At 75.0% G+C, this 24,107-nt stretch carries 19 protein-coding genes; 12 read left to right on the top strand and 7 right to left on the bottom strand.

All coding sequences use genetic code 11. From position 1 onward, the window contains the following. Positions 1 to 77 precede the first annotated feature (77 nt). On the top strand, positions 78 to 1,073 hold the full coding sequence (gene rfbB / locus ACI8AK_RS04070) for a dTDP-glucose 4,6-dehydratase (protein ID WP_456955177.1): 996 nt from the start codon (positions 78 to 80) through the stop codon (positions 1,071 to 1,073). Beyond that, a complete protein-coding gene (locus ACI8AK_RS04075) occupies positions 1,070 to 1,912 on the top strand; it encodes an SDR family oxidoreductase (RefSeq protein WP_456955178.1) in 843 nt (280 codons plus the stop codon). Before rfbB ends, ACI8AK_RS04075 begins: the two co-directional genes overlap by 4 nt. Here the strand turns inward: ACI8AK_RS04075 and cysC are convergent. Continuing rightward, positions 1,896 to 2,930, bottom strand: a complete 1,035-nt coding sequence (gene cysC / locus ACI8AK_RS04080; RefSeq protein ID WP_456955179.1) for an adenylyl-sulfate kinase — start codon at positions 2,928 to 2,930, stop codon at positions 1,896 to 1,898. The genes ACI8AK_RS04075 and cysC overlap by 17 nt on opposite strands. Before the next feature lie 116 nt (positions 2,931 to 3,046). Between cysC and ACI8AK_RS04085 the strand changes: the two genes are divergently transcribed. The 6 genes from ACI8AK_RS04085 to ACI8AK_RS04110 all read left to right on the top strand — a co-directional run bounded on the left by ACI8AK_RS04085 (position 3,047) and on the right by ACI8AK_RS04110 (position 9,974). Beyond that, complete coding sequence (locus ACI8AK_RS04085) at positions 3,047 to 4,372, top strand: UDP-glucose dehydrogenase family protein (protein ID WP_456955180.1); 1,326 nt, start codon at positions 3,047 to 3,049, stop codon at positions 4,370 to 4,372. A 31-nt stretch (positions 4,373 to 4,403) separates the two neighbouring features. Next, positions 4,404 to 5,426 (top strand): UDP-glucose 4-epimerase GalE, encoded by a 1,023-nt coding sequence (gene galE / locus ACI8AK_RS04090; RefSeq protein ID WP_456955181.1) that lies wholly within the window; start codon positions 4,404 to 4,406, stop codon positions 5,424 to 5,426. Between the two features lie 43 nt (positions 5,427 to 5,469). Further along, a complete protein-coding gene (locus tag ACI8AK_RS04095) occupies positions 5,470 to 6,339 on the top strand; it encodes a hypothetical protein (protein ID WP_456955182.1) in 870 nt (289 codons plus the stop codon). Between the two features lie 1,325 nt (positions 6,340 to 7,664). Further along, positions 7,665 to 8,432 (top strand): hypothetical protein, encoded by a 768-nt coding sequence (locus ACI8AK_RS04100; RefSeq protein ID WP_456955183.1) that lies wholly within the window; start codon positions 7,665 to 7,667, stop codon positions 8,430 to 8,432. Positions 8,433 to 8,623: 191 nt separating this feature from the next. Next, positions 8,624 to 9,493 (top strand): glycosyltransferase family 2 protein, encoded by an 870-nt coding sequence (locus ACI8AK_RS04105; RefSeq protein WP_387988483.1) that lies wholly within the window; start codon positions 8,624 to 8,626, stop codon positions 9,491 to 9,493. A gap of 256 nt (positions 9,494 to 9,749) precedes the next feature. Further along, positions 9,750 to 9,974, top strand: coding sequence for a hypothetical protein (locus tag ACI8AK_RS04110; protein ID WP_387988482.1), 225 nt, complete (start codon positions 9,750 to 9,752; stop codon positions 9,972 to 9,974). A gap of 113 nt (positions 9,975 to 10,087) precedes the next feature. Here ACI8AK_RS04110 and ACI8AK_RS04115 read toward each other — a convergent pair whose 3' ends face one another. Continuing rightward, a complete protein-coding gene (locus tag ACI8AK_RS04115; RefSeq protein ID WP_456955184.1) occupies positions 10,088 to 13,054 on the bottom strand; it encodes an acetoacetate--CoA ligase in 2,967 nt (988 codons plus the stop codon). Continuing rightward, positions 13,051 to 13,752 (bottom strand): 4'-phosphopantetheinyl transferase family protein, encoded by a 702-nt coding sequence (locus tag ACI8AK_RS04120; protein ID WP_456901604.1) that lies wholly within the window; start codon positions 13,750 to 13,752, stop codon positions 13,051 to 13,053. The genes ACI8AK_RS04115 and ACI8AK_RS04120 overlap by 4 nt, the downstream gene beginning before the upstream one ends. A 294-nt stretch (positions 13,753 to 14,046) precedes the next feature. Here ACI8AK_RS04120 and ACI8AK_RS04125 point away from each other — a divergent pair, with 294 nt between their 5' ends. After that, positions 14,047 to 16,647 carry an alpha/beta fold hydrolase gene (locus tag ACI8AK_RS04125; protein WP_456955185.1) on the top strand — a complete coding sequence of 867 codons (2,601 nt, stop codon included), beginning with the start codon at positions 14,047 to 14,049 and terminating at the stop codon, positions 16,645 to 16,647. Positions 16,648 to 16,980: 333 nt separating this feature from the next. After that, on the top strand, positions 16,981 to 17,982 hold the full coding sequence (locus ACI8AK_RS04130; protein WP_387988478.1) for a glycosyltransferase: 1,002 nt from the start codon (positions 16,981 to 16,983) through the stop codon (positions 17,980 to 17,982). Positions 17,983 to 18,037: 55 nt separating this feature from the next. Here ACI8AK_RS04130 and ACI8AK_RS04135 read toward each other — a convergent pair whose 3' ends face one another. Beyond that, the gene (locus ACI8AK_RS04135; RefSeq protein ID WP_387988477.1) at positions 18,038 to 19,129 is read right to left on the bottom strand and encodes a glycoside hydrolase family 16 protein; all 1,092 of its coding nucleotides are present in this window, start codon (positions 19,127 to 19,129) and stop codon (positions 18,038 to 18,040) included. 421 nt (positions 19,130 to 19,550) lie between these two features. Here ACI8AK_RS04135 and ACI8AK_RS04140 point away from each other — a divergent pair, with 421 nt between their 5' ends. After that, the gene (locus tag ACI8AK_RS04140) at positions 19,551 to 20,219 is read left to right on the top strand and encodes a glycoside hydrolase family 16 protein (protein WP_387988476.1); all 669 of its coding nucleotides are present in this window, start codon (positions 19,551 to 19,553) and stop codon (positions 20,217 to 20,219) included. A 164-nt stretch (positions 20,220 to 20,383) separates the two neighbouring features. After that, positions 20,384 to 21,247, top strand: a complete 864-nt coding sequence (locus ACI8AK_RS04145; RefSeq protein WP_387988475.1) for an endonuclease/exonuclease/phosphatase family protein — start codon at positions 20,384 to 20,386, stop codon at positions 21,245 to 21,247. Positions 21,248 to 21,314: 67 nt separating this feature from the next. Here the strand turns inward: ACI8AK_RS04145 and ACI8AK_RS04150 are convergent, their stop codons facing one another. From ACI8AK_RS04150 to ACI8AK_RS04160, 3 genes are read right to left on the bottom strand one after another with little or no spacing between them, the layout of a single operon-like run. Next, positions 21,315 to 21,872, bottom strand: coding sequence for a serine acetyltransferase (locus tag ACI8AK_RS04150; RefSeq protein ID WP_387988474.1), 558 nt, complete (start codon positions 21,870 to 21,872; stop codon positions 21,315 to 21,317). Further along, the gene (locus ACI8AK_RS04155) at positions 21,869 to 23,710 is read right to left on the bottom strand and encodes a hypothetical protein (RefSeq protein WP_456955186.1); all 1,842 of its coding nucleotides are present in this window, start codon (positions 23,708 to 23,710) and stop codon (positions 21,869 to 21,871) included. The genes ACI8AK_RS04150 and ACI8AK_RS04155 overlap by 4 nt, the downstream gene beginning before the upstream one ends. Next, a complete protein-coding gene (locus tag ACI8AK_RS04160) occupies positions 23,707 to 24,078 on the bottom strand; it encodes a hypothetical protein (RefSeq protein WP_387988472.1) in 372 nt (123 codons plus the stop codon). The genes ACI8AK_RS04155 and ACI8AK_RS04160 overlap by 4 nt, the downstream gene beginning before the upstream one ends. Between the last annotated feature and the right edge of the window lie 29 nt (positions 24,079 to 24,107).

Consider the following 24,107-nt stretch of genomic DNA (forward strand, 5'->3'; position numbering starts at 1 on the left):
GACGCCCGACCGCGGGGGAGGATGACCCCGGCCGCCCTGGAGGCGGCCGCGACCCCGCCCCCGCAGGAGGACCACCCGTGCGTCTGCTCGTGACCGGTGGCGCCGGCTTCATCGGCGCCAACTTCGTCCACCAGACCGTCGAGCGCTTCCCGCAGTACGACGTCACCGTCCTCGACGCCCTCACCTACGCGGGCAACGAGGCCTCGCTGGCCGGTGTGGAGGACACGATCGGCTTCGTGCACGGGTCGATCACCGACGCGGCCCTCGTCGACGACCTGGTCCGCGACAGCGACGCCGTCGTCCACTTCGCCGCCGAGAGCCACAACGACAACTCGCTGGCCGACCCGGCGCCGTTCCTGCAGACCAACGTGGTCGGCACGTACACGCTGCTCGAGGCGGTGCGCCGGCACGGCGTCCGGTTCCACCACGTCTCCACCGACGAGGTCTACGGCGACCTCGAGCTCGACGACCCGGCGAAGTTCACCCCCGAGACGCCGTACAACCCGTCGAGCCCCTACTCGTCGACGAAGGCGGCCTCCGACCTGCTGGTGCGCGCGTGGGTGCGCTCCTACGGCGTGCAGGCGACGATCTCCAACTGCTCGAACAACTACGGGCCCTACCAGCACGTCGAGAAGTTCATCCCGCGGCAGATCACCAACGTGCTCGCCGGCCGCCGGCCGCGGCTCTACGGCGCCGGCCACAACGTGCGCGACTGGATCCACGTCGACGACCACAACGCCGCCGTCCACGAGATCCTGGAGCGCGGCCGGATCGGCCGCACCTACCTCATCGGCGCTGACGGCGAGGTGGACAACCGCACCGTCCTCGCCACGATCCTCGAGCTGATGGGCCAGCCGGCCGACGCCTTCGACTCGGTTCCCGACCGGGCCGGGCACGACCTGCGCTACGCCATCGACGCCACCGAGCTGCGCGAGGAGCTGGGCTGGCGGCCGCGCTACACCGACTTCCGCGACGGACTGGCCGCGACGATCCAGTGGTACCGGGACAACGAGGACTGGTGGGGTCCGCAGAAGGAGCGCGTGGAGGCGGCCTACGCCGCCCGCGGCCAGTGACGACGGTCGTCCTCGGCGCCGGCGGGCAGGTCGGCCGGGCACTGACCCGCCGGTTCCCCGGGGCGGTCGCGCTGACCCGGACGGGCCTCGACGTCGGCGACCCCGCGGCCGTCGCCGAGCACGACTGGTCCGGCGTCGACGTGGTCGTCAACGCCGCCGCCTGGACCGCCGTCGACGCCGCGGAGGACCCGGCGAACCTCGCCGCGGTGCGGGCGGTCAACGTCGACGGCGTCGGCGCCCTGGCGGAGGCGGCTCGCAGTCACGGGTTCCTGCTCGTGCACTTCTCCACCGAGTACGTCTTCGACGGCGGACACCCGGGGTCGATCCCGGAGGACGCGCCGGTGCACCCGCTGAGCGTCTACGGGCGGAGCAAGGCCGACGGCGACGCGCTGGTCACCGCGCTCGACCGGCACCTGCTGCTGCGCACCACCTGGGTGGTGGGGGAGGGGCGGAACTTCGTGCGGACGATGGCCGGCCTCGCCGACCGTGGGGTCAGCCCGTCCGTCGTCGCCGACCAGGTCGGCCGGCCCACGCTCGCCGACGACCTCGCCGACGCCGTCGCGCACCTCGTCGACCGCGGGGCGACGGGCACCTTCAACGTCAGCTGCGGGGGCGAGCCGGCGTCGTGGGCCGACGTCGCGGAGGTCGTGTTCGCCGCCCGAGGCCGTGACCCGCACGACGTCCGGCGGGTGAGCACCGCCGAGTACACGGCCGACAAGCCCGGCCTCGCGCCGCGGCCGCTCAACAGCGTGCTGGACCTGACCCGGCTGGAGGCGACCGGCTTCCGGCCGCGCGACTGGCGCACCGCCGTCGGGTCCTACCTCACGTCGCTGGACTGAGGACCGCCGCGAGCACCTGGCGAGCGCACTCGTCGACGTCGCGCCCGGCGGTCTCCACGGTCGCCTCGGCGTCGGTGGGGGTCTCGTAGGGGTCGCTGATGCCGGTGAAGGCGGGGATCTCGCCGCGGCGCGCCCGGGCGTACAGGCCCTTGCGGTCGCGGGCCTCGCAGTCGGCCAGGGAGGTCGCCACGTGCACGAGGACGAAGCTGCCCGGGCCGGCCTGCGCCTCGACCTCGCGCCGGACGTCCGCGCGCACCTCCGCGTAGGGCGCGATCGGCGCGCAGACGGCGATGCCGCCGTGCTTGGCGATCTGCGCGGCCACCCAGCCGATCCGCCGGACGTTGGTGTCCCGGTCGGCCTTGGAGAACCCGAGCCCGGCGGAGAGGTGGTGCCGCACCTCGTCGCCGTCCAGGAGCGTCACCGTGCGGCCGGCCTCGATGAGCAGCTCCACCAGCCGCGCGGCGATCGTCGACTTCCCGGCTCCGGACAGGCCGGTGCAGAACACCACCGTGCCGCCCGTGCGCGCCGTCCCCGACCACGGGCGGCTGCCGAGGAGCGAGGCGCCGTGGGCGGCAGCGAGCTCCTCCGGCCCGGCCTCCGGCGCGTCCGGGGTGACCGGCACCGGCACCACGATCACGTCCCGACCGCCCTCGCAGACGGCCGCCCAGGCAGCAGCGGCGGACGACAGCGCCGCGGAGTCGGGGGGCAGGCCGGCCGCCGGCACCAGCGCGAGCAGCCGCTGCGGCAGCTCCGCGACGTCGTCCGGCGGCAGGCCGACCCAGGCCACGGTGTCGGTCCAGCCCTCGTCGTGCAGCCGCTCGACCACCGCGGACGGCGGCTCCCAGCGCGGCACCTCGACGACGGTCAGGTCGCCGTCGGCCGCCGTCGCGACCAGCACGCCCTGCGTGTCCTCGTACTCCTCCGCAGGCGGTAGGTCGGGGCGCGGGGCGAGGCCCGCGCGATAGCGGGCCACCGCGGCGACCTGGGCGTCGTCGAGCCGGGCACGGGCGTCGGGCATGGCGCCATCCTGCCGGGTCCGTCCTCGCCCGGAGGGAGGGGATGCGTCCCCTCCGACGGGCATGACCAGCGTCTTCGTGGTGCACTTCGGGAGCTGAGTGTTCCTACGGGGAGTGGGTGGCGGTGCGCATCTCGGTCATCGGCTGCGGTTACCTGGGCGCAGTGCACGCGGCCTCGATGGCCGAGATCGGTCACGAGGTGGTCGGCATCGACGTCGACGAGCGCAAGGTGGCGTCCCTGCGGGAGGCCAGGGCGCCCTTCTACGAGCCCGGCTTCGAGGACCTGCTGCGACGCACGCTCGGGACCGGTCGCCTGTCGTTCTCGACCGACGTCGCCGATGCCACCGGCGCCCAGGTGCACTTCCTCTGCGTCGGGACCCCGCAGAAGCACGGCGAGTACGCGGCCGACCTGCGCTACGTCGACGCCGCCGTCGAGTCCCTGGTGCACGTCCTGCGGCCCGGCGAGCTGTTGGCGGGCAAGTCGACCGTCCCGGTCGGGACCGCCGCCCGCCTGGCCGAGCTGGTCGACGGGAAGGTGCCCGGTGCGCTCGTCGCCTGGAACCCGGAGTTCCTCCGCGAGGGGTTCGCGGTGGAGGACACCCTGCACCCCGACCGGCTGGTCTACGGCCTGCCCGCCGACGGCGACGGGGAGGCCGCCGAGCGGCTGCTCGACGAGGTCTATGCGCCGATCATCGCCCGCGGGACGCCGAAGGTGACCACCGACTACGCCACCGCTGAGATGGTGAAGACCGCGGCCAACAGCTTCCTGGCGACGAAGATCAGCTTCATCAACGCGATGGCCGAGCTGTGCGAGGCGACCGGCGCCGACGTGAAGCTGCTGGCCGACGCGATCGGTTACGACGACCGCATCGGGCGCAAGTTCCTCAACGCCGGGCTCGGTTTCGGCGGCGGGTGCCTGCCCAAGGACATCCGGGCCTTCATGGCCCGCGCCGGCGAGCTGGGGGCCGACCAGGCGCTGACGTTCCTGCGCGAGGTCGACAACATCAACATGCGCCGCCGCATCCGCATGGTCGAGCTGGCGCGTGAGGTCCTCGACGGGTCGCTGCTCGGCAAGAAGGTGGCCGTGCTGGGCGCGGCGTTCAAGCCCGACAGCGACGACATCCGCGACTCCCCGGCGCTCAACGTCGCCGCCCAACTGCAGCTGCAGGGGGCGGTGGTACGGGTGACCGACCCGGCGGCGATCGCCAACAGCCGGCGCGAGTGGCCGCAGCTGGACTACGCGAGCACCCCGGAGGAGGCCGCCACCGGCGCCGACGCCGTCCTGGTGCTCACCGAGTGGCGCCAGTACCGCGAGCTCGACCCGGTCGCCTTCGGGGAGGTCGTGGCGAGCAGGCGGGTGCTCGACGGCCGCAACGCCCTCGACCGCGAGGCCTGGACCGCCGCCGGTTGGACCTACCGCGCCCTCGGTCGCCGCGCCGGCTGACGGCGAGCCGTCCCACCCGCATACTGCGGCGGTGACCTGGCTCGTGACCGGCGGGGCCGGCTACATCGGTGCGCACGTCGTCCTCGCCATGCGTGCGGCGGGGGAACGGGTGGTCGTGCTCGACGACCTCTCCACCGGCGACGCCGACCGCGTCCCCGGCGTCCCCCTCGTCGTCGGCAGCGTCCTCGACGGGCCGCTCGTCGCCCGCGCGCTGCAGGAGCACGGCGTCACCGGCGTCGTGCACGTGGCGGCCAAGAAGCAGGTCGAGGAGTCCGTCCGCCGCCCGCTGCACTACTACCGCGAGAACGTCGAGGGCCTGCGCGTGCTGCTCGAGGAGGCGACCGGCGCCGGCATCGACCGGTTCCTCTTCTCCTCGAGCGCCGCCGTCTACGGCATGCCCGACGTCGACCTCGTCGGCGAGGACACCGACTGCCGCCCGGTGAACCCCTACGGGGCGACGAAGCTGGTCGGCGAGCGGATGGTCGCCGACGTCGCGGCCGCCACCGGCCTCCGCTACGCGAGCCTGCGCTACTTCAACGTCGCCGGCACGGCGGCGCCCGCGCTCACCGACCGCGGTGTCTCCAACCTGGTCCCGATGGTCTTCCAGCGGCTCCAGGACGGGCAGCCCCCGCTCGTCTTCGGCGACACGCACGACACCCCGGACGGCACCTGCATCCGCGACTTCGTGCACGTCGCCGACATCGCCACCGCCCACGTGGCCGCCGCCCGCGGCCTCGCCGAGGGCCGGGTGACCGCGCTGACGGCCAACGTCGGCCGCGGCGAGGGCGTCTCGGTCCGGGAGATGGTGGGGGTCATCCGCGAGGTCACCGGCACGGCGGGGGAGGCGTGGTCCGAGCCGGTCGTCGTCCCGCCGCGCGTCGGTGACCCGGCCCGGGTGGTCGCCTCGGCCGACCGGATCCGGGCGGCACTGGGCTGGACGGCGCGGCACGACGTCCGGGACATGGTCTCCTCGGCCTGGGAGGGCTGGACGAGCATCCGCGACGTCTCATCCGTCCGGGTGAGCGCACCCGTCCCACCCGCCCCCGTGGTGTGACCGGACTGTCACGTCCGGGCCCGGACCTGCCGATGTCACGCACGTGTGGACGTGGATCGTCGGCGGGCTCGCCGCGTGGGTGGTCGTCGCCGTCGCGCTCGGCGTCGTCCTGGGCCGGGGCATCCGGCTGGCCGACCGCCGCTCGCCGGGCACCGGGGTCGGGGAGCCGCTGACCACCGCGGCGCTCGGCGGCTCCCCGGCCGCCGCGCGGGCCGCCGTCCGCCCGGCCCGCCGGCGCGTGCCGCTGCCGCCGGTCGGGGTCGGCCTGGCCGCCCTCGCCGTGGCGCTCGAGGCGGTCGGCTACGCGCTGCGCCTGCAGGGCACGACCGGCCAGGTGTCCCGGGTGCTGTCCATGGACGCCCCGTACTCGCTGCCGCGCATGTACGTGGCCGCCCTCTTCGCCGCCGCCGCCCTCGCCGCGGTCGCGGGAGCGGCGCGCAACCCCGGCCGCCGCACCTGGTGGCTGTCCGTCGGCGCGGTGGCCGGCGGGATCGCGGTGGTCAAGGTCGGCAGCACCGTGCACGTCACCGGCATGCAGGCGCTGTCCTCGGTCGTCTCGCCGGTGGGCGCCGTCGTCGTGAGCGTGCTGCTCGCCGGGGCGGTCCTCGCCGTCCTCGCGTTCATCAGCCGCGCCGAGCGCCGCGACCGGCGCCGCGTGCTGACCACCCTCGGCCTGTACGCCGTCGCCTCGGTGGGGCTGTCCGCCGTCTCGGGATGGGTCGGCGCCCAGTGGTCCGCCATGGCGACGTTCGTCGAGGAGTCCGGCGAGGCGCTGTCCGCCGTCGCCGTGCTGGTCGCGGTGCTCGTCGGTGTCGCGCCGCGGCTGGTGCTGCCGGCGGCCTGGCTGCGCCGCCGCGACGACGCGCTGTCGCTCGAGGCGCCCGCCCAGCGGGTGCCCGCCCCGCAGGACTGAGACCCGGAGCTCGGCCCCCTGGACGGCCCGGCCAGCACCGGGCGCCCGACGACCGGCCCGTGGGGAGGACCGGGAGCTCCACCCGGTCGGCGACGTCGGCGTGACGCAGCGTGCACCCGACGGCTCCTGGCCACGCCGGCTGCGCGAGCCCGCGCATCAGCGGGTTGCGCAGGGCGTTCGCCGCCGTACCATCTGGGCTCACCAGGACGCCACTGCTGCGGGGGGCGTCGGAAGGGCGCGCGGTGCATGCTCCGGGTGAGGGACCACTGCCGAGTCCGCGCGGCCTGCCCCCAGACGACGCCGGGTCCGTGACGCGGCGTCACCTGCGTGCCGTCGAGGAGCCGCCAGCCCCGACGGGCCTGCCCTGCACCTGCGGTCACGGGCGGACGGCACACGAGCACCACCGCCGGGGCAGCGACTGCGCGCTGTGCGACTGCCGTACCTACCGGCGTCACCGGTGGTTCCGCCGCGGTCGAGGGTGAGCGTTCCCTCTCCCGGGTGAATACGCGGTGCATGGCGGGCGGATGACTCACTCCCCAGGAGAGGGAGACCGCTACGGAGAGTGAGACACGCCTGGTGGGTCGGAAGGCCGTCGCTCGATCTGATGGACGCCGGACGATCTGCCGGGGAAGGTCGCCTCCGGGGTGTCCGCGGGCCCGGAGCTCGCTGCCCCTGCCACGTCGCGACCGGCGCGCTGTGGCCGCGAGGAGGGCAGCGTGCTGGCGAACGGACACTCCGCGGGAGCGCTCGGCTCCGTCGCGGTGCCCGTTCCGGACGTGGCCGACCGTCGCACGCGCCGTCCGCTCCTCGTCCGCGTCCTCGTGCTCCTCGTGTTCCTCGTGGGCGCCACGGTGGTCCTCGGGGTCCTGGCCGGAGCCGCACGCGCTGACGAGGGACCGTCCGCCGACCACACCCACCGTGGAGCGGACGGGTACGCCGGCTCCTGGGAGGACCACGACGAGGCGGAGGACGACGGCGAGGCGGAGGACACCGGCACCGGTCCTGTCGAGCAGCCGGTCGAGACGCCGCCCGTCACCGCGCCCCCGCCTGCCGAGACCGCGGCTCCGCCCGTCCCGGTGACGCCGCCCGAGCCGGCCACCCCGGTCCCGCCCGTCGAGCCGCCCGCTCCGGTCGAGTCGGCGCAGCCCCCGGCGTCACAGCCGTCCCCAGCTCCTGTCTCGCCGCCAGTGCCGGCGACGCCGGGCGCGGATGCCGGGACGCCGGCCACCGGTACGCCGGCCTCGCCCGGTGCGGGCACGCCGGCCACGGACGCGTCGACCCCGACGACCGGCACCCCGACCACCGCCACGCCGACGACCGGCACCGTGACCACCGGCACGACGACGACCGGCACCGTGACCACCGGCACGACGACCACCGGCACGACGACCACCGGCACGACGACCACCGGCACGACGACCACCGGCACGACGACCACCGGCACGACGACCACCGGCACCGGTGCGCAGCCCGCGACCGCGCCGGCCGAGGACGGGCAGGCGACGAGCGGGACCACGGAGCCCGAGGCCGCCGGTCCCGAGGCCGGTCCCGAGGCCGAGGCCGTGGAGGAGGCCGCTCCCGCGGACAAGGCGGTCACGCACGCCGTCACGCACCCGGCCTGTGACGCCGGCGAGCGTGTCGTGACGCCGGAGACGGCTGAGTCCGTTCCTGCTCGCAGCGACGACGACGGCGGCAGCCGGAGTGCGATGGCGTCCGAGCAGAGCGCGCGCGACGCCGCGGAGAAGACCTCCCACGCGGGCGGCACGGCTGTGAGTCCTCCGGTGCCCACCCTCGAGGCGACCCCCGCGCCCGCGTCCGCACTCCCGGCCGAGGCTCCCCTCAGTCCTCCTCCGCCGCCCGTGCCGGCTCCGCTGCCGCCCCCGGTGCCCCTCGCGCCCACCGGCTCCTGCGGCACGGGGACCGCCGGCAGCTACGTCCCGGGTGGCGGGCAGCACGGTGGGTCCGCGCAGGACCTCGCCGTCCTCGGCGGGAGCCTCCCGGCCCCCTCCCCGTCGGCGGCGGGTCTCCCGCACGGTTCCGACGTCGACCCGGTCTCCCCCCGCGCCGACGACCCTGGCTCGTCTCCCGACTGAGGCACGCGCGGCAGGTCGCCCGACCCGCCGCTCCTGTGGTCGAGCTCCGGCGCCAGCCGGCACCACACCTCGGCCCGCCTCCTCCCGCGCCCTGTGCGCACCGCCTCGCGGACCCGTCGTGGTCCCCGGCGTCCCGGACGAGGCCGCGGCCCAGTGCCCAGAGACAGCCCACCAGCCACGAGAGCTGAGACATGACAGAGACCCAGAGCCACACGGACGTCCGCATCCCGACGCAGGCCCGCATCCACCACGTCCCCGTCCGCACCGCCGTGCCGCGGGTGAGCGTAGTCATCCCGACCTACAACGAGGCGCGGAACCTCCCGCACGTCTTCTCGCGCCTCCCCGCCGGCCTGCACGAGGTGATCGTCGTCGACGGGCACAGCGTCGACGACACGATCGAGGTGGCCCGGGCGCTCCGGCCCGACGTCCGGATCGTCCGGCAGAACCGCCACGGCAAGGGCAACGCGATGGCGTGCGGCTTCGCGGCCGTCACGGGCGACATCGTCGTCATGCTCGACGCCGACGGTTCGGCCGACGGGCAGGAGATCGAGCGCTTCGTCGCCGCGCTCACCGCCGGCGCGGACTTCGCCAAGGGCACCCGCTTCGCCGGCGACGGCGGCAGCTCGGACATCACCCGGACGCGGGCCTGGGGCAACCGGTGGCTCAACCGCGCCGCGAACGTCCTGTTCGGCACGCGCTACACCGACCTCTGCTACGGCTACAACGCGTTCTGGACGCACTGCCTCTCGTCCCTCGACCTGGACCCCGGCACGGAGCACGGTGACGTCAAGCTGTGGGGGGACGGCTTCGAGATCGAGACGATCATCAACACCCGCATGGCCAAGGCCGGTATGCAGATCACCGAGGTGCCCAGCTACGAGCACCCGCGACTGCACGGGACCAGCAACCTCAACACCTGGCGGGACGGCTTCCGGGTGCTGCGCGCGCTGGCCGTCGAGCGGTGCAACGGCAAGGGCCGCCGCGTCCCGGTGGCGCCCATCGCGCTGCCGGCGCAGCGCCTGAGCGAGGCCGGGTCGCGCGGAGCTGAGCAGACGGCGTGACCCGTGCCCCCGGCGACGGGGGCGAGCCCAGGTCGTCCGGAGGCCCCGCCGACAGCGCTGTCGGCGGGGAGGAGCCCACGGTCTCGTCGTCAGGTCCACCCCGACGTGCCGTCGCCACGCCGATCACCGTGACGAGTGAGGCGGCTGCGCCACCTGGCCATTCGGAACGGTGCGTGACTAGGCGATTGCGAAGCGGAGCCCTAGGCTCAGGTCGGTGCACGGCCCACCGGGGGCCCGCAGCCCCAGGAGGTCGACCATGGAGCCCGCTCGCCGCGCCGAGTTCACCGGCAACACCGCGCTCGCCCAGCCCGAGGTCCGGCCGGCGCCCGCCCCCGCCCCGAGCGCCGGCGTGGCGACCTGCAGCGACTGCGGCCACGGCCGGCAGGCGCACCAGCACTACCGCCGCGGCACCGACTGTGCGCTCTGCGACTGCGACCGGTACCGCCGCTCGCTCCTCGCCCGGCTCCTCGGCGCCCGCTGAGCACCGTCCGGCGGGCGGTCGGCTGACCGCCCCGCCGGCCAGGCGGCGCGAGCCGCCGTCGGCCCGGCACGCCGGGCGCCGTCAGCGCGGCGACCCCGGCACGCCGGGCACCGTCAGCGCGTCGACTCCCGCAGCGCGGCGTCCATGCGCGCCGCCAGCTCGGGCGTGTGCTCCCCACTGAGCAGGACGTGGTGGGAGCCGGGGATGGAGACGACCCGCAGGTCCGGCGCGACCCGGCGCCACACGTACAGCAGGTTCGCGATCACCGGCACCCGGAAGCGTGCGCGGAAGTACGTGACCGGCCCGGCGTACGGCTCGAGCCGGTAGGCGTTGAACACCCGGTAGGCGGCTGCGAACGTCTGCTTCTCCTCGTCCAGGGGCGTCACCGTGCGGCCGAAGCGCCGGCGCAGCACCCCCAGCACCGTGTCCTCGACCATGCCGGGCACCAGGAGCGCTATCCACCACGCCACGGTCCGCAGGGCGCGGGAGAACCGGGACAGGTGGTCGAAGGGCGGCTCGGTGTCGAGCAGGCCGAGGAAGGTGACCGTCCGGCCGGCTGCGGTGAGCTGCCGCGCCATCTCGTAGGCGACCAGGCCCCCGAACGAGTAGCCGGCCAGCCGGACGTCCCCCTCGGGGACCGTCTCCTGGACGGTGGCCACCAGCGGGGTGGCGATCTCCTCGATGGTGATCCCCTCGGTCGCGGCGATCCGGGGATCGGACGTCAGGCCGTAGACCGAGGCCGAGGTCTGCAGCGCGTCCACCAGGGTGCGGTAGATGTCGACGTCCCCGAGATAGCCGTGCACGAGGACGAGCGGGGTGACGTCCGGATCGCCGCGGCGCAGCACCTCGCACCGGGAGTGGGCCGTGGCCCCGGTGGTGACGGCCTCGGTCACACCGCGCACGGACGGGTCGACCAGGAAGTCCTCCAGGAGCACCGGGCGGTGCAGTTCCATCCGCAGGCGCCGCATCAGCGTCATCGCCTGGCGCGAGGTGCCACCGGCGTCGGAGAAGTGGACGTCGTCGGCCACCGGGCCGCCGAGCACCTCGGCGAACACCCGCGCCACGACGGCGTGGACGTCGTCCTCCCCGTCCGGGACGGCTGCGGCGGTCGCGGCCTCCTCGGCACGCCGGGCCGCCGCGCCGATCGACTCCAGCGACCGGGGGTTCTTCAGCGCCGACAGGTTGCGGACCGGCTGGCCCTGGAGCACGGCCCGCGCCGCGCTCTCCGACCGCTTGCCGTTGTGGGTCAGCGGGATCTCGTCGACCGCCAGGATCACCGACGGCACGTGCGCGGGTGACCCCTCCCGGCGCAGTCTCGCCCGGATGTGCCGGCTCAGCTCGTCGTCGAGCTCCGTGCCCTGCTGCAGCACGACGAGCAGCACCATGCGGCTGCTCCCCGGGGCGGCCGGGTCGTCGGTCTCGACGGCGATCGCGTCGGCGACGCCGGGCACCGCGCGGACGATCGTGTAGACCTCCGAGGGGCCGATGCGGATCCCGTTGACGTTGAGGACGCCGTCCGATCGACCGTGGAGCCGCGAGGAGCCGTCCCCGGCGATCTCGATGCGGTCCCCGTGGGTCCACGTGCCGGGGTGCTGTGTGAAGTACGCGGTCCGGAAGCGCTCCCCGTCGGGGTCCTGCAGGAAGCGGACCGGCCGCGACGGGAAGGGGTTGCGGCAGACCAGCTCGCCGACCTCGTCGAGGACCGGGCGCTCGTGGTCGTCCAGAGCGGCCACGTCCAGGCCCAGGCTGAGCGACTGGCAGCGACCCGGACGCACCGGGACCTCCGGGTGGCCGAGCACGAAGCAGCCGACGATGTCCGTACCGCCCGAGATCGACTGCAGCGGCACGGGGCCGACGTTCTCGGCGACCCAGGCGAACTGCCAGTCGTGCAGGACCGCCCCGGTGGACAGCACGGCACGGATGGCGCTGACGTCGACGTCGGCCCGCGGGACGTAGCCCTCGTCCTGGCACAGCTGCAGGTAGGCGGGGCTGGTGCCGAGGACGGTCACCCCGTACCGCGCCGCCAGGCGCCAGAGCGTCTCCGGGCCGCTGATCGGGCCGTCGTAGAGGACGACGTGCGCGCCGACCGACAGGGCCGACAGCTGCCAGTTCCACATCATCCACGCCGTGGTGGTGTGGAAGTACAGGACGTCGGTCGGGCGGAGGTCGACGTGGAGGCGGTGCTCCTTGACGTGCTCGAGGAGCGAGCCCCCGATCCCGTGCACCATCGCCTTCGGCGGTCCGGTGGTACCCGAGGAGAAGAGGACCCAGAGCGGGTCGTCGAAGGCCATCCGCGGCCAGTCCGGCCCGGGGTCGTCGGCCGGCACCGCCGACACGAGGTCGGTCAGGCGGCTCACGGGGAGCCCGGCCGCCTCGGGCAGCGGCCCGTCGTCGAGCAGGATCACCCGGCGGGTCGCCGGCAGCGCCGACACGACCTCCCGCAGCACCTCGTCGGCGGGCCTCTCACCGCCACCGAGGCTCGAGCGGTCGACCAGCAGCGTGGTGGCGCCGACCTGGCCGAACCGCCCCAGCAGGCTGCTGACGCCCATGTCGGGGGTGGCGGTCGACAGTGCGGCCCCGAGACCCGCCACGGCGAGCCCGGCGACGACGATCCGCGCGTTGTTGGCGGAGATCGCGGCCACCGTGTCCCCGGCACGCACACCGGCGTCGGCCAGGGCGCGCGAGGTCCGGCGGACCAGCGCGCGCAGGTCCGACCGGGAGAGCTGTTCGGACGAGCCGTCCCCGTGCACGGAGGTGAGCGCCGGCGACGCGTCGTCGACGCCGGCGAGCGGGCGCAGCAGGTTCTCGGCGTAGTTCAGCCGGACGTCCGGGAAGAAGCGGGCGGTCCACACGTCGTCCGACGTGCTCACCGTGTCCGCGGACCCCTCCCAGGCCAGGTCCGCCCAGTCGAGGAAGGTGCGCCAGAAGTCCCGGTACGAGGCCACCGACCACTGGTGCAGCGCCGTGGCGGTGGGGAGCCGGCGGCCGGCCACGGACTCGCAGCGGGTCCTGAAGTCCGCGACCTGGTGCACCGGTGCCGGCGCGCGCACCTCGTCCGGTGCGGTGCCGAGCTCCGTCATCTCCTACCTCCTGGCGTCAGGGCCACAGGGCTGATCACGTCCGGGTCCAGCGGGACACTCGTCGCCAGGCTGGCGACGTAGCCGGGTCGGACCGGCACCGGGGAGACGTGCAGGCCACCGACCTGCCCGCGGTCGGCGACCGGCGTCGCGAGGTCAACGGGCGACCGCCGGATGCCGGTTCCCCTGGCCTTGACCACGGCCTCCTTCTGCGTCCACGCGCGTGTGACGGCCTCCGGCCGGTCCTCGTCCCGGAGTGCGCGGAGCCGGACCCGTTCGGTCTCGGCCAACCAGTCCTCGTCCGCGGCGTCGCGGACCTCCTCGGGGCGGTGGCGCTGCACGTCCACGCCCACCAGACCGCGGCGCGCCACGGCGACCAGGGCCAGGTCCTCGCTGGCGGAGCAGGAGAAGCGCAGGGTGTCACCGGGCAGGAAGGGCCGGCCGTCGTCGGACCGCAGCGGGACGCCGGCCGGTCCCGTGCCGAGCAGGTCGCCCAGCACCCGTCGCAGGCAGGCCCGGACCAGGACACGTCTCCTCCGCACGGCGGCCGTGCCGCGCTCGGCCCGCGCCCGCTCGACGTCGTCGAGGCACCCGGCCTCCGCCGCGACGTCCCACCGGGGATCGGCGAGGTCGATCACGCGCAGGACGACGGGTGCGGGGCCGGAGGCGACGTCGGGGCGGGCGGACGCACCGCGGACCAACCGAATGACCATCACGCTCCGTGTGTGGCTTCGTCCACCCACCGTCAGGGGACGTCAAGCTAGTGGCTGGCCCGACCACTGCCAAGGGGACGGTCCGGCCGCTGACCACCGATCATGGGCTCCCGACGAGCCGCGGTGCCCGCGCGGGACGCGCACTCACCCCGATGGATGACCCCGGGGACGCGCCTCTGGGCGGCGCGAGGACGACGGAACACGATCGGAGGACCGAGGTACGACCTGACGGCGCCGGCCGCTACCGTCGTCGAGTCCAGACACGCAGAAGGAACGGTGTACATGTCTGCCCCTGCGTCCGGTTCGCCCGTGACCGGCCCAGCCCGCCGCACAGGCAGCGTGGCCCCCGTCTTCGAGGCGGTGGTGGCCCAGCGGGGCACTGCGACCGCGCTGTCCGGACCCGACTCGAGCATGAGCTTCGCGGAGCTCGGTTCCCGTGCGCGGGCCGCCGCCCACCGGATCCGCTCCCTCCTGCCGTCCGGCGCTGCGCCGGATGCGCCGGTGGCGGTCCTCGCGACCCCGACCCCGGAGCTCGTGGTCGCCATGTTCGGTGTGGTGCTCACCGGCAGGCCGCTGGTCGTCCTGGACCCGCAGCTGCCGACGGGGCGTCTCCAGCAGATCCAGGAGATGGCCGGAGCGGCGCTCGCCGTGGCCGAGGGCCGGCTCGCGGCGCGTGCCGCGGAGGTCGGGACCTTCCCGGCCCTGACGGACCTGGACGCCCTCATCGCCCTGCCGGGCCCGGAGGACGCCGCGGCGGCCGACGGGGAGCCCGCCGTGGAGCCGGGGCCGGACAGCCCGGCGACCATCGTCTTCACCTCCGGGTCGACCGGCCGGCCGAAGGGGGTCGTCCACGGCCAGGCGTTCGTCGTCGCGGAGGCCGCCACCACCGGCCGGCTCATGGGCCTGACGGCGGGGGAGCGGCTCGGGCTCGTCCTGCCGCCGTCCTTCGCCCTCGGTGAGCACGCCGTCTTCGGCGCCCTGCTCAACGGGGCGAGCCTGCACGTCTACGACCCCCGGGACCGTGGCATGCGGGGCCTCCCCGCCTTCCTGCGGCAGCAGGGGGTCACGGTCCTGTCGATGACGCCGTCCCTCCTGCGTGCGCTGACCGGTGCGCTGTCGCCGGGACAACGCCTGGACGACCTCCGGCTGGTGGTCACCGCGGGCGAGGCGCTGCACGGGCGCGACGTGCGGGCGGCCCGCGAGCGCCTCGGTGCGATCACCATCGCGAACCACCTCGGCTCCTCCGAGACGGGGCAGCTGACGTTCGGGCCCCTCCTGCCCACCGACCCGGTGGGCGACGGCCCGGTCCCCGCGGGACACGTGGTCGAGGGGAAGGAGATCCAGGTCCTCGGCGAGGACGGTCGTGCGGTCCCGCGCGGCGAGGTCGGCACGCTGCTCGTCCTCGGTCCCCACCTGGGGGGATACCTGGCCGGTGGCGTGGACGGCCCGTTCGGCCGCGCCGAGGACGGCCGGGCCACGTTCCGCACGGGCGACCGGGGCCGCTACGACGAGCGCGGCGTCCTGCACCAGCTGGGTCGCACCGACGACGCGGTGAAGGTCAACGGCTACCTCGTCGAGCCCTCCGAGGTCGAGGCGGCGTTGCGCGGTCTGACCGGGGTGGCGGACGCGGCCGTCGTCGCGGTGAAGAACGGCACCGGCACCGGGCTCGTCGGCTACGTCGCGCCCAACAGCGACCAGCGCACCCCCTCGCCGGCGCAGCTGCGTCGCGACCTCGTCGCGCTGCTGCCGAGCTGGATGGTCCCCGCCGAGCTGGTGCTGCTGGACGAGATGCCGCGCAACGAGCGCGGCAAGGTCGACCGCGCGGCGCTCCCCGCTCCCGCCCGGCACGATCCCGAGCCGCCCCAGGGGCACTGGGAGAAGGTCGTGGCCGGGCTGTTCGAGTCCGTCCTGCACCGCTCCGGCGTCGGCCGGGACGAGACCTTCACCGCCCTGGGCGGTGACTCGCTGAGCGTCGAGGAGATGCTGACCCGCCTCGGCGAGGAGCACGGTGTCGCGCTGACCTCGGGGGACGTGGCCGAGAACGCGACGGTGCGCCAGCTGGCGGCGGTCGTGTCCCGGTCCCGGGCGGGTGCCGACGGCGGCGCGCGGGCCGGGACCCGGCGCCGGCACGCCAGCGTCGTGGCGCTGCGGCAGACGGGCTCGCGCCCGCCGGTGGTGTGCTTCGCGGGCGCCGGGGCCGGAGGCCAGGCCTTCCTGCCCCTGACCGAGGCCCTCGGCGAGGACCAGCCCGTGTACGCCTTCCAGCCGCACGGCTTCGAGGAGTGGGGGCTGCCCGACTACTCGATCGGCATGGCGGCGCGCCGGCACCTCCGCCGACTGCGGGAGATCCAGCCGCACGGGCCGTACCGGCTGGTCGGGCACTCCATGGGGGGTCTCGTCGCCCTGCAGGTCGCGCGGCGCCTGGCCGCCGCGGGCGAGGAGGTCGCCTCGGTGACCCTCATCGACACCGTCCTGCCGCAGCGGCTGGTCGAGCAGGCCTGGTCCCCGGAGGCGACGGCGAACGGGGAGCACCCCGCGGTGGCCCCCCTGCCCGGGGACGACAAGTACGGCGCGCCGAAGACGACGCGTGAGCTGTGGCGGCGCCGTGTCCTGGCGCTCGCGGCCGGGGCACTGCCCCCGTCGGGCGCGCGCATGGAGGGCATGCTGGAACTGGGTGTCCGGGTGTCGCTCCTGCACCGCCCGCAGCCGTGGGACGGCCGCGTCGACGTCTACGTCAGCCACCTCAACGAGGCGAGTCTCGTCGTCTGGCGGCAGCTGCTGGTCGGGGACGTCCGGATGACCACCCTCTCCGGTGAGCACAACTCGCTCCTGCGGTCGCCGTTCGTGGAGCAGATCGCGCAGGGCTTCACCACGGCTCCCTGACCGCGCCCCTCGTCCCGGGGCCGATCCGCCGGACGGTGTCCACACGGACACCGTCCGGCGTCGTCTTGCCCGCCGTGACGGACGGCCGGTCCATGATCGCGGTCACGTCGCGGCGATCTCACAGGTGTGTCACAGTTTCACTGGGCAACATCCTCGCCGTGGTCGGAGCGGACGCGTGGGGAGTGCTCGCGCAGCGACAGAGCGGTCGTCGCCGATCACCGCACGCGGGACGTCCCCGTCCCGCGCGTGACGCCGGCCCCGTTCGGGTCCGGGAGGTCGCAGGAGCCCTGCACCTCCCCGGACGCCGAGCTCTGAGCACTGCGGAGGACGCCCGTGCCGAACCTGCCATCCCCGTCGGCCTGCGAGTCGGTGGTCGCCGTGGCGCACCCGGCGGAGGAGCGCCCCGCCGAGCCGACGGTCTCGGTGGTCATCGCCTGCTACACCGAGGCGCGGTGGGCGGGGATCACCGCCGCCGTCCGGTCGGCGCTCGAGCAGGACCGGCGCCCGCTCGAGGTCGTCGTCGCCGTCGACCACGCCCCCGCGCTGCTGGACCGGGTCCGACGCGCGTTCCCCGAGGTCCGCGTCGTCCCCAACACCACCTCGCGCGGCGCCTCCGGTACCCGGAACGCCGGGGCGAGGGCCGCACGGGGCGACGTCGTCGCCTTCCTGGACGACGACACGCGCGCGGCACGCACCTGGCTGACCAACCTCGTCCGCGGGCTGGAGGAGACCCCCGGGGCCGTCGGCGTCGGGGGGCGGGTCGAGGCGGACTGGCCCGGGGGCGTCGTGCCCCGCTGGTTCCCGCCGGAGTTCCTCTGGGTCGTGGGCGCGTCCTACGAGGGGATGCCGACCGGGCGCAGCGAGGTGCGCAACGTGTGGAGCGAGAGCATGGCCGTCTGGCGTGAGGACTTCGCCCGGGTCGGGGGCTTCCGCGACGGCTTCGGGAAGCTGGGGGCCGCCTCCAGCCCGGAGGACACGGAGTTCTGCATCCGCGCGGCCGCCGTGACCGGCCGGTCCTGGCTGTACGTCCCGGAGGCCGAGATCGTCCACGACGTCCCCGCCGCCCGGGCGAGCTGGAGCTACTTCGTCCGCCGGTGCCACTCGGAGGGGCGCGGCAAGGCCGCGATGGCCGCCCTGGACCAGGGGAGCGCGCTCGGGGAGGAGCGTGGTCACGTGCTGGGGGCCATCCCCCGCGGCGTGTGGCGTGACCTGCGCCGGTTCCTCCGCGGGGACGGGTGGGGTCTGGCCCGTGCCGCCACGGCCGGGGTGGGCCTGCTGGCCGCTGCCTCGGGGTACGCCGTCGGCCGGACCGGCGCGGTCCGGGCCGGCGCCTGACGACGGCGGCGCCGGTGACCGCCCCAGGGGGTGGTCACCGGCGCCCGGTCCCGGGTCAGGCCGGCGCGTAGATCGTGACCCAGTCGACCTGCATGGTCGTCGTCCGCGGGTTGCCCACGCCGCAGCCGAAGGCGCCGCCACCGCCCTGGCAGCCGCCCGGCTGGGTCTGGATCGCCAGGTGCATCGGCTCGCTCGGCACGCCCTGGTGGACCGTCGTCGCCCACGGCCGGCCGTCGAGGGTGTAGACGAGGCGGCCGGGGGACCACTCGACGCCCATGGTGTGCCACTGCGTCAGGTCGACGGCGACCCGCTCACCGACCATCGCGTCGTCCCCGCCGTGGTGCAGTGTCGCCGTCGTGCCGCTGCGGTTGCCGCCGGCGTCCTCGGCGAAGTCGATCTCCGGCGGCCAGTTCGGGCCGTCCGGCCAGAGCAGGGCGGCGTACTTGATCTCGTCGCCGGCGTCGATGCGGAACCGCATCTCCCACTTGCCGTAGGTCTGACCGATCCGGCTGGCCAGGCCGCCGCTGACCCACTGGCCGTTCAGCAGCTCGTTGCGCAGCTGGAGGAAGCCGCCGCTCACCTGGACCTGGGAGGGTGACCAGGTCCCGTACGGGGACCCACCGGGCTGGCCGGAGTAGGTGCGCCACTGCGGGCCAAGCGTCGAGCCGTCGAAGCCGTCGGAGAAGACCTGCCGCCACCCGGTGACGTCACCCGTGGGAGTCGGGGTGCTCGCCCCGCTCGTCGTCGTCGACGCCGGCGGCACGGCGGCCGGCTGGGGCGCGGTGGAGGACGGGGGCGTGGCCTGCGGCACCGGGGAGGTGGACGCAGTGGCGGACGGCGTGGGCGCGGTGGCCGGCGGCGGTACGGCGGCCGGCGGAGGCACGGCGGCCGGAGTGGTCGGCGGCGTGGTCGGCGTGACCGCCGGCGCAGGGGGGCCGGACCGCCGGGTGTCGCGGGGGACCTCGTTCCGGAGCCGGCGCTGCGAGGTGTCGCCGTGGCCCCAGGAGTTCCACCAGGAGGCGGCCTCGGCCAGCGGACCGGCGGCCGCGGCGTCCTCCGGCGCCTCCAGTGACAGGGCGACGAGGCTGCTGGCGGCCGTGAAGGCGGCCGTCAGGGCGATGAGGCGGATGGCGAGGCGCCTCCTCACGTCGCGCGGTCGGCCGGATGCACGGTGTGACGACATGGCTCTGAGTAAATATGTCGACACGGTGCGATGTGAAGAGTGCACAGGCGATGGGGACCGGTTCGTCTCTCCCAGGCCCCCTGCGCACCACTGGTCACACGCGCCCCGTCGACCGAGGCCGGCCACGACGACCACCCGGGCCCGCCCGTCCTCCGATCCGGTTGCGTCCACCACATCCGCTGATCTCGCCTGTCCGGGCCCGTATCCTGGACTGACCATGCCGTCGCACGCTCGAGCCGCCGGGTCGCACGCCCGGACCGGCCGGCCCCGCCACGCCCTCCGCAGCCGGATGGGTGGCTGGCTCGCCGCCACCACCGTGCTGGGTCTCCTGGCGTCCTGCAGCACGGACGGCACTGAGGCTCCGGCGCCCGGCCTGAACGACGGGGTGCCCCTCGCGTCGACCGCAGCCGAACGTCTCGGCTGGCAGCAGTTCGACGGCGACGAGTTCGACGGCGCGCAGCTGGACCTCACCGACTGGCGGCTCTACGGGAGCCTGGGCGCCAACGGCATCGGGGTCCGCAGCCCGGATGCGGTCTCGCTCCGCCAGGGCTCACTGGTGATCACCGCCTGGCAGCAGTACTCCGGTGGCCTCGCGTGGCACGGCGAGCCGGCCACCACCTACGGCAGGTGGGAGTTCCGGGCCAGGGTCGAGGAGGGCACGGGTTACGCGCCGGCCATCCTCCTGTGGCCGGACTCGGACAACTGGCCGATCGACGGCGAGATCGACGTGATGGAGATCGTCGCGGGCGACCGGGGGGTCAACCACACGACCGTCCACTACGGCGCCGACGACCAGCGGATCGACAGCACGGTGACCGGTGACTTCACCCAGTGGCACAACTACGCGGTCGACTGGCAGCCGGACAGCATCACCGTCTACATCGACGGCGAGCAGGTCTTCCGGACCACGGAGCCGGCCGCCATCCCGCACGGCCCGATGCACCTGGCGATCCAGCTCGACGTGGGACCTCAGGGCACGTGGATCCCCGCTCCGGACGCGACGACCCCGGAGACGGTGAGCCTCTACGTGGACTGGGTCCGGATGTACCGCTGACTCCCGGGGAGGCCGTGCCGGGTGGACCGGGTGCGGCCAGGCGTCCCTGCGGGCGTCGGCGCGCCCGTCGCGTCGCGGGCCTGGCCGGTGCCCTCGCCGGGCTGTCGGCGGGCATCGGCCTCGCCGCGCACCACCACCTCTCCGGCAGCAGTCTCCTGGTCGCGTTGAGCGCCTTCTCCACCCACCTCCTGGCCCTCGCCCCCGTGTCCGCCGCGCTGCTGGTCGCCGGCCGGCGGTGGATCGGAGCCGGCCTGGCCGCCGCACTGACCGTCGCCGCCGTCGCCGCCGTCGCCCCCACGTACGCGGGCGACCCGGTGGAGGCGCCCGGCGGGCAGCCGCTGACGCTGCTGACGGCGAACGTGAGGCTGGGCGAGGCCGACGCGGAGGGCCTGGTGGCCCTCGTGGAGCGCTCCGGCGCGGACGTCGTGTCCCTCCAGGAGCTGACCCCGTCGCTGCGCCGGCAGCTCGAGGCGGCGGGCCTCGACGAGCTCCTGCCGCACAGCGTCGTCCTGGCCGCCCCCGGCGCGGACGGGATCGGGCTGTGGAGCCGTTCCCCGCTGACCGACGAGACACGCCACGACGAGCTGACCTTCCCCGCGGTGTCGGCCCGGGTCGGCCTGGCCGACGGACAGCCCGGCCCCACCGTGCTCGGGGTCCACGCAGCCGGCCCGTGGCCGCAGGCGGCCGACGACTGGGTCCGCGACCTGGCCAAGCTCCCTGCCCTGCTGCAGCGGCTCGGCCAGGAGGCCGACGAGCACGACTCCGCCGTCCTCGTCGGCGGCGACTTCAACGCGACGTGGGGCAACGCCCAGTTCCGCGGGTTGCTGCAGGACGGGTACCGGGACGCGGCAGAGCAGCTCGGTGCCCGGTGGACGGCGACCTTCCCGGCCGGCGCGGCGATCCCCCCGGTCATCGGCATCGACCACGTCCTGGTGCGCGGCGCCGGTGCACGGGACCTGCGCACGGTGACCGTCCCCGGTTCCGACCACCGGGGGGTGCTGACCACCGTCACCCTCCCCGCGGGGTGACCCGCGCGGCGGCGAGGCCGGCCGACCGGGGCCGCCGGCGGGCGCGGTCCCGGCTGCGCGACGGTCCTCAGACCTCCGACGCGGCCTCGGGCCGCCGGTAGCCCGGGTCGTCCACGCGGACCAGCTCGGCGGGGACGCCGAGGACGACGCCCCACTCGGGGACGTCCCGCAGGACCAGGGACAGCGCGCCGACCCGCGCGTGCGAGCCGACGTGCACGGCGCCGACGACGACGCACCCGGCCCCGAACTCCACGTCGTCCCCGGCGCTGGCGACGCCCTTCTCCGAGCCGTCCCGCCGGACCACGTTCCCGATCGTGACGTGCTGCCGGAGCACGCAGTCGGCGCCCAGGCGCACACCGGGGTTGAGCACGATGCCGTGCGGGTGGAAGACGCGCAGCCGGGGTCCCACCTCGAGTCCGGGCGGGAGCTCGACGCCCACGAACAGCGAGGTGAACAGCGAGTAGCCGAAGGCCAGGGCCCTCCCGGGGAGGCCCCACCGCCGCACCGCCCACTGCGCGGTGCGGAACGCCACGAGCAGCAGCTGCGAGTCCGGGTAGCCGGCGTTGGCCTTCCAGTCCTGCGTCGCCCAGCGGAGGAACCCCCCGCCGGGGACGGCGTCGCTCACGGCTGGACGCCGTCGAAGCGGACGATCAACGCGTCGTCGTTCTCGTAGACGGTGGTCCACCCCGGCGCGCCCGTGACGGCCTCCTCGAGCCGCTGGAAGGAACCGTCGGTCACCAGGCCGTAGTACTCGGCGTACTCGATCATGCTGCGGGTGACGACCAGGTACGGCCGCTCGCCCTGGGTCGCCATGAACTCCTCGACCGCGGGCAGCCCGCCCTCGTCGAGCAGCTCCCCGCCCAGGCCGGCGAACGTGACCAGGTCCGGGTCGCCGCCGGAGGACGGCACCCCGAAGGCGTTGTAGTCGGCCGTGAGGCGCCCGGGCGCGTTCTGGGCCGCGATGACCAGCGTGCGGCCCGGTTCGCCGTTGTCGTAGATCCACTCCATGGCCTCCACCTCGTCCTCCGAGAAGGTCGACCAGGCCAGGGTGCCGTGCAGCCCCTGGATGCTGGCCAGCGAGACGGCGACCAGGACGACGGCCAGCGCCGGGGCGACGACGCGCCTCCACCGGATGCGCACCACCGCCTGGGCGATCAGGAAGGCGGTGAAGGGCAGGGAGAACAGGTAGACGCGGTAGATGGCCTCGCCGCCGTAGCTCTGCCCGAGCAGGATGAGGAACGGCGCGAACGCCAGGGCGGCGGGCACGAGCACCCGGCCGGGCCTGCGCCAGGACGCCAGCACGGCGACGGCGCCGGCGAGCCAGACGCCGAGCGCGAGCGCGGAGGCGACGGTGCTCGTGAACACCTGGCCGGCGCTCCCGGTCGTCGTCGTCACGACGCCGCCGGCGTTCTCCCAGAACCGCAGGCTGTCGAGCAGGCCGTAGGCGCTGTTGATGAAGTCGAAGCGCGGGAGCAGGTAGGCGACGGCGATGAGCAGACACCCGAGCACCGTCCAGCGGGGCCGGACCGTCCCCAGCACCGTGAGGAGCACGAAGGCCACGACCAGCATGTACGGCGACAGCTGGTGGGCGATGGTGACGGCGGTGAAGAGCCCGTACAGGAGGGCCAGGGCGACCCACCGGCTCCTCCGCGACACCGGTGGCACCGGCTCCGCACCCCGCACCGACCAGGCCTTGAGCCGCCGCAGCCGCGACGGCCCGCGGCGCCACTCCGTCGGGGTCCGGCGCAGCCAGGTGAGCACCACCAGCACGCAGCCCAGGCTCAGGTGGAAGGCGTACGCCTGCGGCGACAGGTAGGCGGTACCCACCCACAGTCCCGCGTGGAAGAGGAAGACCGTCAGGAACGCCACCCGGCGGTCCTCGGACAGGGTCCGGGCGATGGCGAAGACGGGCAGGCACACCAGCAGGCTGGAGGCGAACGGGGCCCAGGTCGCCAGGGTCAGCGTGCTGACGCCGGTGAGCTCGCCGAGGGCGGCCACCGCCGTGAAGAGGGCCGGCCACTGCTGGTAGATGTCACGGGGGTCGGTGACGCCGTTGCCCTCGCGGAACCACTCGACGACGCCGAGGTGCTTGTACGTCCAGGCGTACTCGGGGTTGGTGTAGAGGATCGGCACCGTCGCGTCGACGACCGCCACGAGACCGACCACCCCGGCGACCAGCACCCAGGTGCGCCGCTGGTCGAAGAGCTCCACGACGAACCCGGCGCACACCAGCGCCAGGCCGACGTGGAACAGCGGACCGACCAGGGCCAGCAGGCCGTAGTCGGAGCGCGTCGCGGTGTCGACCTGCGTGAGGCTCACCGCCCACGCGGCCAGGCCGGCGAGGACCACCAGGGGCGCCAGTGCCCGGCGGAGGAGCGACGGCCGGTCCCGGTGGGGGCCGCTCTCGTCGGGGACGCCGGGGAGGGCGTCGGGCGTCCCGGCGTCGGCGAAGGCGCGGGTCATCGGCCGGCCCCCCGCACCCGGAGCAGCGCGACCGCGCAGGACGCGACGGTGCCGGCGGCGAGGACCAGCAGGAGGGTGGTCGGTGACCAGACGTCGAGCCAGGCCGTGACCGCGGAGGCGATGCCCCAGACCGCCAGCGAGACCACGTCGGTCAGCGCCCACGACGTCGACTGCCGGGAGGTCGGCACGTGGGCCAGGACGGCCGCGCCGGGACCCGCGCAGACGAAGGCGAGCACGGTCACGAGGCGGACCGCCTGCGGGGCGTCCACGGCGACCGCCAGGGCCGAGGCCACGGACGTGCCGATGCCGGCCCAGGCGACGAGCGTCCGGGTCCGGGCGCCGGTGCGCTCGTCGGTCCGGAGGGACACGTCCGGCACTCCCGTCGGTGCACTGGTGG

The organism is Geodermatophilus sp. SYSU D00867, from assembly GCF_054050315.1.

Excerpts from the sequence above, each read along its gene's own strand:
- cysC (WP_456955179.1), bottom strand. The coding sequence starts at position 2,930 with ATGCCCGACGCCCGTGCCCGGCTCGACGACGCCCAGGTCGCCGCGGTG.
- ACI8AK_RS04105 (WP_387988483.1), top strand. The coding sequence starts at position 8,624 with ATGACAGAGACCCAGAGCCACACGGACGTCCGCATCCCGACGCAGGCC.
- ACI8AK_RS04110 (WP_387988482.1), top strand. The coding sequence starts at position 9,750 with ATGGAGCCCGCTCGCCGCGCCGAGTTCACCGGCAACACCGCGCTCGCC.
- ACI8AK_RS04115 (WP_456955184.1), bottom strand. The coding sequence starts at position 13,054 with ATGACGGAGCTCGGCACCGCACCGGACGAGGTGCGCGCGCCGGCACCG.
- ACI8AK_RS04125 (WP_456955185.1), top strand. The coding sequence starts at position 14,047 with ATGTCTGCCCCTGCGTCCGGTTCGCCCGTGACCGGCCCAGCCCGCCGC.
- ACI8AK_RS04155 (WP_456955186.1), bottom strand. The coding sequence starts at position 23,710 with ATGACCCGCGCCTTCGCCGACGCCGGGACGCCCGACGCCCTCCCCGGC.